This window comes from Lentzea sp. NBRC 105346, assembly GCF_030269605.1.
Classification (GTDB): Bacteria; Actinomycetota; Actinomycetes; order Mycobacteriales; family Pseudonocardiaceae; genus Lentzea.
In genome coordinates this window covers 74167-88088 of sequence record NZ_BSTQ01000006.1, presented here as the reverse complement: position 1 = coordinate 88088, position 13922 = coordinate 74167, and the positions used below count along the sequence as shown (strand labels likewise).

Below are 13922 nucleotides of genomic sequence, written 5' to 3'. Positions count from 1 at the left end.
CTGCAGGTTCGCTACTCGCCGCGCGACTCCATGCTGTCCGGTTCAACGAGCGAGACCTCATGTGGCGTATCGATACCGAACAGCTCATTGGGCGTGCACCGCAGCGTCGTACACAGCGCCTGCAAAGTCGCCACCTTCACCTGGACCGGCTGCTTCTTCATCAGGTCGGAAACCGACTGGAGGGACAGCTCGAACCCGGCGCGCTGGATGAGGAGCTCGCGCAGTTCTGTCGCGGTCCAGACGTCGCGGGAGGCCATGACCTTCCGCAGCCGCCACTCGATCTGCACCTGCTGCCGTCCCGCGCTCGTCGCTCCGCGGCGCTTCGCGCCGTCGCCAACTGACGCTCAGTGTCCCCGATGGCGGCGGACGCCTGTCGCCCATGTCCGGCGTGTTCAGCAGACACACATCCACAAACAGGTAATACATGAGTAGAACAGGCTGCACTAGATTTATTCAGGTGTTACCTTAGTTGAATGGCAGACCTGCACACGGATCGACAGAGAGGAGACGGCACGGCACCCATCACGTTCAACTCCATGCCGACGCCAAGCCGCTCCAGGTCCGCGTCGGTACTGATCGTCCGGACTCGCGTCGACCGCCCATCTCGTACGTACGAGGTGCTCCAGCACGAGTTCGGCAAGGCCTCCGGTCCTGCCGAACGGCAAGAGTCCAACACGGCCACGAGCGCCGGCTCCGCACAGACGCACTCAGGGAGCAAAGGCCCGTCGGTCGTGACAGCTTCGGCGGTCCCAGCTCATTCAACGCACGTCATGGTGCGTGCCCGCGTCGCCGCGAAACCCGCTTCGTGCGGACCGGTGACCGCAGGTGTCGACGGCTGGGAGTGCCCGCTGTGTCGACGGTTCCTGTCGCCGACCAGCAGCCCCGTGAACCTCCGCCAGTCGCGGGCTTCATGGGCACGAAGGGGGCGCTCATGTGCGCTCAACCTCACAACCCCGACCAGGCCAACTCCAACTGCGCCGACGTTCCTACTCCGGCCGACCAGGAGCAGGGAAGCCCCGTCAGCACGCCGCGCAGGCAACCCCGACGGCGCGTTGGCGCGGGCAGGACTGTGCGCAACGTGGTGGTGCGTGGCGTTCGCCGCGATCCACCGGACATCCGCAAGCTCGCGCGGGTGGTCGCAAGCCTCGCGGCAGACATGTTGGGTGCCGAATCCGGCGAGCAACCGACACCCGCCGAGCCGGACAGCGCGGGCGCCAGTCATCGCGATCACCGCAGCGATGCGGCATGACGCCGTGCGTTCGCGCTCGCTCAAAGAACGCAGCGGATCGAAGTCGCTCGTCAATGTCCCGATAGGAGGGTTCAGCACAAGGCCACCTGCCACTTGCGATCCCCACAGTCGTCGAGACGAAGACCCGCGGGCTCGACGCGCGGTGCGCGTCGGCCTTTACCAGCGCTGGCCCAATCCCCTCGAAGGCGACCGCCTGCAGACCTACGTCGAGTCCCAACCCGGTTGGCGCATCACTCTTCGCAGCAGCGACTATGCATCCGGCGGCACGTTGAAACGGCCTGGGCTGCAACGGGTATTGACGGCAGCCCGATCTGGAGTCATCGACGTCCTCGTCGTCAGCCACCTGTACATCCTTTCCCGCAAGACACAGCAGCTCGCCTTCGTGCTCAACGAGATGACGTCCCGAGGTGTGCGTGTCGTCTCGGCCGCTGACCCCACCCTGGACACCGAGACCGCGCACGGCCTCTTCCTCATGCGTGTGGTGAGTGCAGTCGCGGAGATCGAACAGGCGGGCGCGCTCGCAGATCGTCGCGACCGTCTTCGTCACGAGCAGCAATCCGCCGATGAGTCACCGCTCGCGGGATAGCCGCAATGCCCTGGGGCTCACTGCACCGAACAGCACCATCCCAGCCAGGCCGACTCACAACGAGGTGTCATGACCAGCGCTTATGCCGACTTCATCGATGAACTGCAGCAGGACGTCACCGTCCCGATCCAGCCACCGTTGGACGACCTTGCACCCGGCACTCGCGCGGTGATCTACCTGCGCGTGTCCTCGAAGGGACAGGTCGAGACCGACTACAACCCGGAAGGCATCTCCATTCCGGCCCAGCGCGAAGCGTGTCTGCGTAAGGCTCGGGACATGGGTGTCACGGTCATCGACGAGTACGTCGAGCCGGGACGCTCTGCCCTGGAGATGACCAAACGCGAGGCGTTCCAGCGCATGCTCGCGCGGGTCCGCAGCCAGGGCGACGTTGACGTCATCATCGTCTACCAGCTCTCGCGCATGGCGCGTAACCGCTACGACGACGCGATCGTCATGGCGGACCTTCGCAAGCGGGGCGTCACCCTGATTTCGGCCACCGAGGCCATCGACGACACGCCGGTCGGCCAGCTGATGCACGGAATCCTGGCCACGTTCAACGAGTACCAATCCCGCCAGTCCGGTGCGGACATCGCATACAAGATGGGCAAGAAGGCCCGCAACGGCGGCACTCTCGGCCGCGCCAAGCTCGGCTACCTCAACCACATCGATCACTCCGAAGGCCGCGTAATCCGCACGATCATCGTCGACCCCGAACGGGCGTCCTTTGTCCAGCTGGGTTTCGAGCTCTTCGCGACAGGCGACTACACCCAAGAGGAACTGGCCGACGAGCTCTACGACCGCGGCCTACGAACCAGGGCCACCCGGCGCCACCCCTCCAAGAAGGTGTCCGAGAACAAGATCTCGCAAATGCTGCGCGATCGCTACTACCTCGGATACGTCGAGTACGAGGGCGAAGAAATCCGGGGACGGCACGAGGCGCTCATCGACGAGGACCTCTTCGACACGGTCCAGGAGATCCTCGACTCCCGAACGACGGCACAAGAACGCCGCCGCGTGCACCACCACTACCTCAAAGGATCGCTCTTCTGTGGGCGCTGCCAACGCGAGGGCATCAAACGGCGGATGATCATCCAACGGACCATCAACTCGAAGGGCTCCGAGTATCTGTATTTCTTCTGTCGCGGCCGGCAGAAGGGAACCTGCCAAGCACCCCACGTCAACGTCGTGCTCGTCGAGGACGCCGTAGAGCGCCACTACAGCGCGATTCGGTTCAGCCAGCCCTTCATCGCTGAAATGCGCGACCAAATCGATGCCGTGATCGGCGAGCAGGAAAAGTCCGCACGACTGCTGCGCAAGCAGATCACCGCGCAACTCAAGGAACTCGACACAAAGGAGGAGAACTTGATCGACCTCGCAGCCGACAGCACGCTCCCACAGACCAAGGTCAAAGAGCGGCTCCGCGACATCGCCCGCGACCGCCGACGCCTGGAGGGGCGCCTCGACACCGCCAACGCCGATCTCACTGACAGCGCCCAGCTCGTCGACGCCAGTCTCACCCTGCTCGAACAGCCCGACAAGCTGTACCGACGCTGCGACGACCAGCAGCGGCGTCTACTCAACCAAGCAATCTTCTACGCCATCTACATCGAGGACGAGAAGATCACCGACGGCGAACTCCGAGAGCCCTTCGGGGAACTCCACGCCATCCAACGCCAGCGGGGCGCAGCAACCACACCACAGCTCACAAACGACAAGGCCACCCGCAATGCGGGTGGCCCATGCTCGCCATCAGGCGTCGCGGTCCTACTCCGTGGCCTTCATTCAGGCACTTGTTCTAGTAAGACCCCTAGGGTGGAGCTGAGGGGACTCGAACCCCTGACCCTCACACTGCCAGTGTGATGCGCTACCAGCTGCGCCACAGCCCCTTGAAGGTCCACGTTCCGGCGAGGTTTCCCTGCCGTTCTCGTGTGGAGATACCGTACAACACGGGCCCGAACAGATAAAAATCGGGGGTCCCCAACCCCCATCGGGCCTGGTAGGAGCCTCAGGCCCGACGGAGCCGCGATCAGCTCTTGAGGATGTCGGCCAGCCAGTTGGAGTTCTGCCAGTCGACGACCTTGCCGTCGGCGACGACGGTGGGCGTCCCGCGGAAGGACCCGTTGCGCGACAACGACGGTTCCTTGCCCACTCGAGCCATCTCGTCGTCGAGGATCTTGTTGTAGGTGCTGCCCGTGACGCACTGTTCGAACGACGGGTCGGTCAGGCCGATGTCCTTGCCCAGCTTGACGAGCGCCGCCTTGTCGTGGCCGGGGCCGCCTTCCTGCGGCTGCGCGGCGAACAGGCTTTCGAAGTACGCCGGGAACTTGCCCGCGTCGGCCGCGCAGAGGCCCGCGTTGGCGGCGTCCTGGGAGTAGCCGGGCGGCACCGACGCTCGGTTGAGCATCGGCAGCATGTGGTAGCGCACCTTCAGGGTGCCGGCGTCGAGTTCCTTGCGGATCGCGGCGCCGTACTCCTTTTCGAACGCGCCGCACGCCGGGCAGAGGAAGTCCTCGTAGAGGTCGACCGTCTTCTTCGCGGAGTCCTTGCCCACGACCACGACGGCGCCGTCGCGCACGGACGGTGCGGCGGTCACGTTCTTCTGGTCCGGCGCACCGAGATCGGCTCCGCCCCGGTTCAGGAATACGTAACCGATCACGCCCACGGCCAGCAGCGCCACTACGACGATGCCGGCGATTACGGCCGTGCGGTTGCCGGAGTCCCGAGCCTGAGTCACCGCACGCGCGGCTTGCTTCTTTTTCCGCGCATTGCGCTCTGCACCACCCACGGCGGCGAGGGTACCGAGGGAAACTGAGCAAAGCCTGAGTGGGACGTCACGCCTCCGGGTGACGTGGCCGGCCGCCTACGCGTTCGCCCGTCGGGATTTCCGCGCCCTCGTCGAGGCAGCCGCACTCGCTCGCCACCTGCTCCGCGGTGTGCTCATCAACGTGCTCCGGCAGCGTCTCCGGCGCGATCACCCAGAAGCCGAGCGCCGCGATCATGGCTATGCCCGTGGCCGTGAAAGCGGCCTGGTAGGAGAACTGGTCAGCTAGGAAACCAGCAAGCAGCGGGCCGATGATCGCGCCCAGGTCGGTGACCATCTGGAAGCCCGCCAGCACCGGGCCGCCCTTGCCCTTCGCGCCGATCACGTCCGCGACCACGGCGTTCTGCGGCGGGTTCAGCAGGCCCGCGCCGATGCCCGCGACCAGCGATGCCGCCATGAACATCGGGACGGTCGACGTGAAACCGAGCCAGATCGTGCCCGCCGCGGCGGTGGCCAGGCCCGCCATGCCGACCGGACGGCGGCCGTAGGTGTCGGCGATCTTGCCGGACACCATCAGCACTGAGGCGTTGCCCGCTGCGAACACAGAGAGCGAGACACCGGCGACGGCCGGCGAGTGGTGCAGCGCCTGCACCACGAACAGCGGGATCAACGAGATCCGCACGCCGAAGACCGCCCAGCCGTTGGCGAAACCCGAGGCCAGCGCGGCGCGGTACGCCGCCGAACGCAACGCCGTCCGCAGCGTCATCGTCGGCGCATCGGAGCGGTCCAGCGCCGCCAGGGTCGAGCGGCGCAGGAAGAACCACACGAAGGCAGCTGCCACGCAGAGCATCACGCCGTACGCGACGAACGGCACACGCACCGAGAACGACGCCAGCCCGGCGCCGATGATCGGGCCCGCGATGTTGCCCAGCAGGAACCCGGTCGCCCACAACCCCGACGCGCGTCCGCGCATCGGTGGCGGTGTGATGCGGATCAACAGGCCGAGCGCGGCGACGGTGAACATCGTCGAGCCGACTCCGGCCGCCGAACGGTAGATCAGCATCTCCGGGTAGCTCGACGCGAAGCCGCAGGCCGTCGTGCCGAGGGCGACGATCAGGATGCCGGCGATGTAGACCCTGGGCTCGCCGAAACGGCTGACGAGCCGCCCGCTCACCGGGGCGAACGCGAGCCGCACGAACGCGAAAGCGCTGATCAGGGCGGATACCGCGGTCGTTCCGACGTTGAACGCCGCGGCGTACGTCGGTAGCACCGGCGCGACGATGCCGAAGCCGACGGCGATGATGAAGCTCGCCGCGACCAGTACCCACACTTCGCTCGGTAACCGCTCCCGCACCCGCGCCTCCCTTAGCCCTGCTAAGGATATGTCACGCGGCAACTAAATATTCCCCGCAAATCGGATGCAACCTCCGTGCCCCCTCGCGCGACCTATCTGCAGCGACAACTGGGGGAAAACCAAATATGAGCACGTCAACCGACCGGCGTCCGACGGACGTCGGGCCGAAGGCTGCGGCCACCACAAGCCGTGGCAACGGATTTCGCACGGACATCCAGGCACTGCGGGCGGTCGCGGTGCTGGCCGTCGTCGTCAACCACCTGTGGCCCAAGGGCCTGACCGGCGGTTACGTCGGCGTCGACGTCTTCTTCGTCATCTCCGGCTACCTGATCACCTCGCACCTCGACCGCGAGATCATTCGCACCGGACGCGTACGACTGAGACGCTTCTACGCCAGACGCGTGCGGCGGCTGCTGCCCGCCGCGTTCGTCGTCCTCGGCCTCAGCATCGGCCTGGCGTACCTGCTGCTGCCCTACCCGCGCTGGGAGGCGACGGCCTGGGAGTCGTTCGCCGCCGCGACCTACTGGGAGAACTGGCTGCTCGCGGCCAAGTCCGTCGACTACTCGGCGGCGAACGCGGCGGCCAGTCTCGTGCGGCACTACTGGTCGCTGTCGGTCGAGGAGCAGTTCTACCTGTTCTGGCCACTGCTTCTGCTGCTGTTCTTCAAGATCGGCCGCAGGCGCTGGGTCGTCGCGGGCGTCGCCGTGATGGGCGCGCTGTCGCTGGCGTTCAGCGTGTACTGGACCAGCGCGCACCCCAGCGAGGCGTACTTCATCACACCCGTGCGCGTCTGGGAGTTCGCGATCGGCGCGGGCGTCGCGCTGGCCGCGAGCAAGCTCGTCTTGTCCGAGAAGATCGCCGGGCTCGCGGCGTTCCTCGGCTTCATGTTGATCGTCTTCTCCGCGCTCGCGTACGACCACCACACGCCGTTCCCCGGCTACACCGCGCTCGTGCCGGCCGCGGGCACCGGTCTGGTGATCATCTCCGGACTGCGGTCCGGACGGCAGTGGCACACCGCGGTGACCGCGTCCTGGCCGGTGCAGTTCGTCGGCGGCATCAGCTACTCGCTGTACCTGTGGCACTGGCCGGTGCTGCTGGTAGCGCCGTTCGTAGTGGGCGAGCTCACGACGCCGCAGCTGCTCGGGGTGCTCGCGGTGTCGCTGGTGCTCGCCTGGGTGTCGAAGGTGGTGATCGAGGACCGCGGCATGGAGTGGGGGCCGCTGGTCCGGAGCTCGCGGCTCACCTTCGCGGGCATGGTGGCCGGGCTCGTCGTCGTGTCGGTGCTGGCCGGCGGCCTGCAGTGGACCTACACCAGGCACGTGGCGCAGGCCGAACGCGACGCGGCGGCCGGTATCGGCGGCCCGTGCCACGGTGCTGCCGCGATGATCGCGACGAACGGCTGCCCGAACCCGCTCGGACCGGCTCGCACGGTCGCGATGGGGCCCGTCAACGAGTACTGGCGCAACGCGCCCGAGTGCCGCCTGACCGACGAGCACAAGGCGGGCGACAAGCCCACGACGTCCATCTGCGACTTCAGCGGTGGCGCGTCATCGGCCGAGAAGGTCTGGCTGGTCGGCGACTCGCACGCCCAGCAGTGGCAGGCACCGCTGTTCGAGCTGGCGCGCGAACGGAGGTGGGTGCTCAAGCTCGGACTGCTGGGCGGCTGCCCGTTCGCCGACGTGCGGTTCACCGGTTACCGCGGCAAGGCGTCCGAAGAGGACACGAAGCGGTGCACGGACTGGACTTCACGGATGACCGACGTGGTCGCGGCCGACATGCCGTCGATGGTGTTCCTGTCGTTCTTCGCACGCCGGGAGTCCGTGGACGACCGCAGCGGCCGCTCCCAGACCGAGCAGTACCGCGCGGGCCTGGAACCGCGCTGGCGCAAGTGGACGGACGCGGGCGCGCGCGTCGTCGTGCTCACCGATCCGCCGCTCAACGGCGAGGTGCGCTCACCGGACTGCGTCGCGCTCAACCCGGCGAACCCCGGCGCGTGCGCGGTCGAACGTTCGAAGGCGCAGCCGGCCGACCCGCTCACCGAGGTGGCGCGGTCGAACCCGAACGTGACGCTCGTCGACCTGACGGATCACTTCTGCGACGAGCAGCGGTGCCACGCGGTCGTCGGCAACGTCGCGGTCTACTACGACCAGGACCACCTCAACGCCGAGTTCAGCCGCACCCTGAAGCCGATGCTGGCGGCCTCACTCAAGTAGCTCGTCGACCCGGCGCACGTAGGCGGTGACGGGGTAGGCGGCGGTGAAGCCGCACGCGTCGGCGAACCGCTCCCCCGCACCGCCCTCGTCGACCTGGGCCGCGACCAGCAACGCCCCGGCCGACCGCAGCGCCATGACCGTGCCGTGCACGAGGTCGCGCCCGACGCCACGCCGGCGCCGGGCGGGCCGCACGACCACCTGCTCGACGAGCCCGACGCCGCGTTCGGCGAAACCACCGGCGAACCCGGCCAGGCGCTCGCCGTCGTCCACGACGAGCAGCACGCACCGCGGATCGTCCAAGCGGTGGCCGAGGTGCTTGAGCAGCCGCGACCTGGCGCCGACCAGCTCGTCGGACAGCAGCTCCGCGATGCCCGGCAGGTCCGCGTCGACCGCGCGCCGGACGTTCGCGACCTCGACGGTTCCGCGGTGCACCATGGCGAGCAGTTCCTCGACGGCGTACCAGCCGGAGTCGTCCGCGATGCCCTCGATCTCGTCGACGGTCGTCGGCGACGCGTACACGACGGCCTCGGCGCGACCCACGTCCGCAAACGTTTGCTCCAGCCGCAGCAACGTGCCCGCGACCTCGACGGACGATCCGTCCAGCGCGCATGCGAAGTTGCCGGACGGCAGCGGGTTCTCGCGGTTGACCACGACCTGGGCGCAGCCGACGCGGCCGACCTTGCCGTAGCGCACCGCGCCGGAGGCGAGCCGCGTCGTCTCGATCAACGACGCCAGCTCGCGGGCCCGGTACGGGTCGAGCAGTTCCGGGTCGTCGGGGTCGCGGAGCGGGTCAACCAACGCGGCGGCCCTTCCACGTCGTGTCCCGGTGCAGCGCGCAGTCCAGCAGGAACACGCCGATCGCGGCCCACGAGAACGGCGCCAGCACGGCCGAGGCCTTCGGCTGGCCGACGCGGCGGACGAACTCGAGGTGCGCCGCCGACTGCGCCGCCCACGCGATCAGCGCGAGCTTCGACCGCCGGGCCGCGAAGACCGGCGCCAGGCCGTACAGGATGTGCAGCACGCCGGCGATGCCGAGCAACAGCTTGGCGCGGTCACCGAGGATCTCGTGCGATCCCCCGACGATGCTCTTGCGCAGCGACCGCCAGGTCTGTCCGACACCGGCGAGGCCGGACGTCGTCAGCGCCGCGCCGCCGTCCACGAACCGCGGCACACCACCGGAGTCCCGGATCGCGGTGGCGATGCCGACGTCGTCGGCGTGCGAGGCCGCCAGCGCCTCCCAGCCACCGGCGAGCTCGAAAGCCTTGCGCCGCACCAGGATGCAGTGCCCGACAGCGAGCGCCGTCACGCCCCTGCCGTCCGGCGGCGAGCCCTCGAAGACCAATGTGTTGAACGCGGGCAGCAGGAACCACCACCCCGGGTCGGCCGTTTCCGATCGTGCCGATATGGACACCAGATCCGCGCCGAGCTCCTCGGCGGTCGCGACGAGGCGCGGCACGAGGTTCGGCGCCGGGACGCAGTCCGCGTCCATGAACAGCAGCCACTCCTCGTCGTTCGTCGCCCGAACACCGAGGTGCATCGCGTGCACCTTGCCCGCCCAGCCCTCCGGCGGCCCGTCCGCGTGGACGACCTCGGCGTGCTCGCCCGCGATCTCACCGGTGCGGTCGGTCGACCCGTCGTCGACCACGATCAAGCGGCTGACCTGGCGCTTCAGTGCGGGCAGGAGCTCAGGGAGCGTCGCCTCCTCGTTGCGCGCGGGCACGATCGCGGCGACCGTGGCCGTCGCTTCCGCCGCGGACAGGTCCGGCACGCGCCGCCACTGTGCGAGCGTCCTCGCTGTCCGCGCGACCGCCGCCAGAGCCAGCACACCCCTCAGCACCATGGTCCAACCCTGACACACTCACCTGCTGTGGAGCTGCCCGATCTGCCGGTTCGTGCCGTCCTGCCGGACATCGTCGCCACGCTGTCGTCGGCCGGCTGCGCGGTGCTCGTCGCGCCGCCGGGCACGGGCAAGACGACGCTCGTGCCGCTCGCCCTGCCCGGCCGCGTCGTCGTTGCCGAACCCCGCCGACTGGCCGCCCGAGCCGCCGCCGCGCGCATGGCCGCCCTGCTCGGCGAACCCGTGGGGCGGACCGTCGGCTACTCCGTGCGCGGCGACCGCAAGGTGTCTCGCGCTACTCGCATCGAGGTGGTCACCTCGGGTCTGCTCGTGCGGCGGCTGCAGAACGATCCCGAGCTGTCCGGTGTCGACACCGTGCTGCTGGACGAGTGCCACGAACGTCACCTCGACGCCGACCTGCTGCTCGCTCTGCTGCTGGACGCTCGCGCCGGTCTCCGTCCGGACCTGTCGGTGCTCGCGACGTCCGCAACCGTTGCCGCGCAACGCCTCGCCGCTCTGCTGGGTGACGCTCCCGTGCTCTCGGTCGCGGCGCGTACCTATTCGACTGTCGTGTCGCACGTCCCCCCGGTTCGTGGTGAACAGCTCGCCGGAACCGTCGTGCGGGCTGTTCGATCAGCTTTGTCCGAAGTGGACGGTGATGTGCTCGTGTTCCTGCCCGGTGTCGGGGAGATCAACCGGGTGGCCGCCGCGTTGGATGTGGACACCGTGGTGTTGCACGGGCGGCTCGGCTCCGCCGCGCAGGACCTCGCCTTGCGGCCCGGTCCGCGGCAACGGGTCGTGCTGGCGACCTCGATCGCCGAGTCGAGTCTGACCGTGCCGGGTGTGCGTGCCGTGGTCGATTCCGGGTTGGCCCGCGTGCCCCGTGTCGACCATCGGCGTGGCCTGTCGGGGCTGGCGACGGTCCGGGTGTCCGCCGCCGTGGCCGACCAGCGCGCGGGCCGGGCGGGGCGTGAGGCGCCGGGGCGGGTGTATCGGTGCTGGCCCGCGCACGAGCACGCGACGTTGCCGCGTTATCCCGAGCCCGAGATCCGGACGGCCGACCTCACCCGGCTCGCGCTGGAACTCGCGTGTTGGGGTACGCCGGATGGTGCTGGACTGGCTTGGTGGGACGCGCCGCCTGCCGGTGCGCTGTCGGCTGGGCGAGAGGTGTTGCTGGCGCTCGGGGCTTTGGATTCCGACGGGGCCACCTCGCGTGGGCGGCGGATGGCTCAGGTCGGGTTGCACCCGCGGCTGGCGCGGGCGTTGCTTGATGGGGCTCCGTTGACGGGGGCGCGGACGGCCGCCGAGGTGGTCGCGTTGCTGGACGACTCCTCGGCGACCAGTACGGATCTGGTGGCCGCGCTGCGATCGGATGGGCGGTGGCGGCGGGAGGCGCGCCGCCTGGAGAAGCTGGTCTCGGCGAACGCTTCGCAGAGGTACTCCCCGTCAGGGGGTCCCCCTGATTCAATTCTCCCACGCGACACCGACAATTCCGGGGCCGCGCGGAACGACCCGGCCCTCATCGTCGCCCTCGCCTACCCGGAACGCATCGCCCGACGCCGCACCCCAGGCAGCCCCGTCTACCTCATGGCCGGCGGCACCGCGGTGGAAGCCCAGGGCTTCGGCGACGCCGAGTGGCTCGCGATCGCGACGGCGGACCGCGAACCGGGCCGGACCCACGGCAAGGTCCGCCTGGCCGCACGAGCCGACGAACAACTGGCCAGAACCGCCGCCCCGGCCCTCATCCAGACCGAGGACGTCATCGCCTGGGACGGCGACGTCAAAACCACCAGGCAACTCAAGCTGGGCGCGATCGTCCTCGAAGAACGCCCCATCAAAGACCCGGCAGCCACCCGACAAGCACTGAAACTGGGCCTGGAACAGGAAGGCATCAGCCTCCTGAACTGGACCGAAGAAGCCAAACGCCTCCGGACCAGACTCGACTTCCTACACCGGACGAGCAACTGGCCGGAGATCACCGACGAGCACATCATCGCCCGCATCGACCTGAGCGAGGCTCGCAAACGCTCCGACCTCGCCAAGATCGACGCCAAACACGTTCTCCGACAGCTGCTGCCGTGGCCGGAAGCGTCTCAATTGGACGAAAAAGCGCCCGACCAGATCGTCACCCCGAACGGCAGACGAGCCAAAGTGGACTACACCGGCGACGGGCCACAGATCAGCCTCAAGCTCCAGGACGCCTTCGGCTGGCGGGAAACCCCTCGTATCAACGGAATCCCGGCCACGATCCACCTGCTCTCCCCCGCCGGACGCCCGGCCGCCGTCACGAGCGACCTCAAGGGGTTCTGGCAGAACGGCTACCTCCAGGTCCGCAAAGAGCTCAAAGGCCGATACCCGAAACACGACTGGCCCGCCTATATTGATCCAACATGAAACTGACCCGCCGGTCCTTCCTGACGGCAGTGGGCCTCGCACCACTCATTCCCCAGCCCGAACCGCAGGCGATCATCGTCGGCACCGGCTACGGAGCCGCCGTTGCCGCCAAGCGGCTGGGTGAAAAAGGCATCAAGACCCTGATGCTCGAGATGGGCCAGTCGTGGGACCAGAAAGGTCCCGACGGCAAGGTCTTCTGCGACATGCTGCACCCGGACCGGCGGTCGATGTGGTTCAAGGACCGCACCGAGGCTCCACTCGAGACGCTGCTGTGGCTGGACGTGGTCAACCGCGACATCGAGCGGTACGCGGGCGTCCTCGACAAAGTGCACTACCCGAACATGTCGGTGTACGTCGGCCGGGGCGTCGGCGGCGGGTCGCTCGTCAACGGCGGCATGGCCGTCACGCCCAAACGTGAGTACTTCGAGAAGATCCTGCCGCAGGTCGACGCGGACGAGATGTACGGCACGTACTTTCCGTTGGCCAACAAGAATCTTCGCGTCAACACGATCGACCGGACGTTCTTCGAGACCACCGAGTACTACCACTTCGCGCGCGTCTCCCGTGCCCACGCGGGCAGAGCCGGCAAGAAGACGACCTTCGTGCCGAACGTCTACGACTTCGAGCACATGCGCAAGGAAACACTGGGCGAGGCGCCACGATCCGCGACGGCGGGCGAGGTGATCTACGGCAACAACCACGGCAAGGCGAGCCTCGACCAGACCTACCTCAGGGACGCGCTCGCCACCGGCAACGTCACGATCCTGCCGCTGCACCGGGTCACCCGCATCCAGCCGGGCTACCGGCTCACCGTCGAGCAGATCGACACCGACGGGAAAGTGTTGCGCACCAAGGAGTTCAGCTGCCGGTACCTCTTCCTCGGCGCCGGCAGCCTCGGCACCACCGAGCTGCTCGTGCGGGCACGCGAGACGGGCGACCTGGACCTCAACGAGCACATCGGCCAGGGGTGGGGCCCGAACGGCAACGTCATGACCGCACGCGCGGTACCGACCGGGTTCCGGCAGTCCACGATCCCGGTGCTCGCCATCGACGACTGGGACAACGGCGTGTTCGCCGAGATCGCACCGATGCCCGCGGGAATCGAAACGCTCACGGCTCTGTATCTCGCGATCACCGACAACCCCGAGCGCGCCGGCTTCCGGTACGACCGGAACACGAACACGGTCACTCTCGACTGGACGAGCGAGCAGAGCCGGCCCGCGGTCCAGAAAGCCAAGGCACTCTTCGACGAGCTCAACCGGTCGAATCTCACCACATACCGCTACGACCTGTTCGGGAACAACAAGGCGTTCTCGGACGACTTCACCTACCACCCGCTCGGCGGTTGCGTGCTGGGGCGCGCAACTGATGAATTCGGGCGGGTCCGCGGGCAGCAGAACCTGTACGTCACGGACGGTTCGCTGATCGCCGGGTCGGTCGGTGCGAACCCGTTCGTGACGATCACCGCGCTCGCCGAACGGAACCTCGCGCGGATTTTGACCGAAGACTTGAACCGTTAGGAACCGAA

The 13922-nt window shown here is 68.0% G+C and carries 11 protein-coding genes and 1 tRNA gene; 6 read left to right on the top strand and 6 right to left on the bottom strand.

From position 1 onward, the window contains the following. Positions 1–11: 11 nt before the first annotated feature. A complete protein-coding gene (locus QSK35_RS14835; RefSeq protein WP_285746319.1) occupies positions 12–287 on the bottom strand; it encodes a helix-turn-helix domain-containing protein in 276 nt (91 codons plus the stop codon). Between the two features lie 782 nt (positions 288–1069). Between QSK35_RS14835 and QSK35_RS14830 the strand changes: the two genes are divergently transcribed. The 3 genes from QSK35_RS14830 to QSK35_RS14820 all read left to right on the top strand — a co-directional run bounded on the left by QSK35_RS14830 (position 1070) and on the right by QSK35_RS14820 (position 3695). Beyond that, positions 1070–1249: a hypothetical protein gene (locus QSK35_RS14830; protein WP_285746317.1), complete on the top strand. Its 180-nt coding sequence runs from the start codon at positions 1070–1072 to the stop codon at positions 1247–1249. Between the two features lie 142 nt (positions 1250–1391). Next, positions 1392–1835 carry a recombinase family protein gene (locus QSK35_RS14825; protein ID WP_285746315.1) on the top strand — a complete coding sequence of 148 codons (444 nt, stop codon included), beginning with the start codon at positions 1392–1394 and terminating at the stop codon, positions 1833–1835. A gap of 69 nt (positions 1836–1904) precedes the next feature. Beyond that, a complete protein-coding gene (locus tag QSK35_RS14820; protein WP_285746948.1) occupies positions 1905–3695 on the top strand; it encodes a recombinase family protein in 1791 nt (596 codons plus the stop codon). Here the strand turns inward: QSK35_RS14820 and QSK35_RS14815 are convergent. The 3 genes from QSK35_RS14815 to QSK35_RS14805 form a co-directional block, all read right to left on the bottom strand. After that, positions 3649–3721, bottom strand: a tRNA-Ala gene (locus QSK35_RS14815). The two genes, QSK35_RS14820 and QSK35_RS14815, sit on opposite strands and share 47 nt — an antisense overlap. 140 nt (positions 3722–3861) lie before the next feature. Beyond that, positions 3862–4620 (bottom strand): DsbA family protein, encoded by a 759-nt coding sequence (locus tag QSK35_RS14810; RefSeq protein WP_285746313.1) that lies wholly within the window; start codon positions 4618–4620, stop codon positions 3862–3864. A gap of 46 nt (positions 4621–4666) precedes the next feature. Beyond that, positions 4667–5950, bottom strand: a complete 1284-nt coding sequence (locus QSK35_RS14805) for an MFS transporter (RefSeq protein WP_285746311.1) — start codon at positions 5948–5950, stop codon at positions 4667–4669. Between the two features lie 125 nt (positions 5951–6075). Here QSK35_RS14805 and QSK35_RS14800 point away from each other — a divergent pair, with 125 nt between their 5' ends. After that, positions 6076–8163 carry an acyltransferase family protein gene (locus tag QSK35_RS14800; RefSeq protein ID WP_285746309.1) on the top strand — a complete coding sequence of 696 codons (2088 nt, stop codon included), beginning with the start codon at positions 6076–6078 and terminating at the stop codon, positions 8161–8163. Here QSK35_RS14800 and QSK35_RS14795 read toward each other — a convergent pair. Both QSK35_RS14795 and QSK35_RS14790 read right to left on the bottom strand, forming a co-directional pair. After that, the gene (locus QSK35_RS14795; RefSeq protein WP_285746307.1) at positions 8152–8961 is read right to left on the bottom strand and encodes a GNAT family N-acetyltransferase; all 810 of its coding nucleotides are present in this window, start codon (positions 8959–8961) and stop codon (positions 8152–8154) included. The two genes, QSK35_RS14800 and QSK35_RS14795, sit on opposite strands and share 12 nt — an antisense overlap. Then, positions 8954–10003, bottom strand: coding sequence for a glycosyltransferase family 2 protein (locus tag QSK35_RS14790; protein ID WP_285746305.1), 1050 nt, complete (start codon positions 10001–10003; stop codon positions 8954–8956). The genes QSK35_RS14795 and QSK35_RS14790 overlap by 8 nt, the downstream gene beginning before the upstream one ends. Positions 10004–10030: 27 nt before the next feature. On the opposite strand from QSK35_RS14790, the gene hrpB reads away from it, so the two are divergent. Further along, positions 10031–12394, top strand: coding sequence for an ATP-dependent helicase HrpB (gene hrpB, locus QSK35_RS14785; RefSeq protein ID WP_285746303.1), 2364 nt, complete (start codon positions 10031–10033; stop codon positions 12392–12394). Then, a complete protein-coding gene (locus QSK35_RS14780) occupies positions 12391–13914 on the top strand; it encodes a GMC oxidoreductase (RefSeq protein ID WP_285746301.1) in 1524 nt (507 codons plus the stop codon). Before hrpB ends, QSK35_RS14780 begins: the two co-directional genes overlap by 4 nt. Positions 13915–13922 lie beyond the last annotated feature (8 nt).

Coding starts and splice junctions, on each gene's coding strand:
- QSK35_RS14820 (WP_285746948.1), top strand. CDS start 1,905: ATGACCAGCGCTTATGCCGACTTCATCGATGAACTGCAGCAGGACGTC.
- QSK35_RS14800 (WP_285746309.1), top strand. CDS start 6,076: ATGAGCACGTCAACCGACCGGCGTCCGACGGACGTCGGGCCGAAGGCT.
- QSK35_RS14780 (WP_285746301.1), top strand. CDS start 12,391: ATGAAACTGACCCGCCGGTCCTTCCTGACGGCAGTGGGCCTCGCACCA.
- QSK35_RS14790 (WP_285746305.1), bottom strand. CDS start 10,003: ATGGTGCTGAGGGGTGTGCTGGCTCTGGCGGCGGTCGCGCGGACAGCG.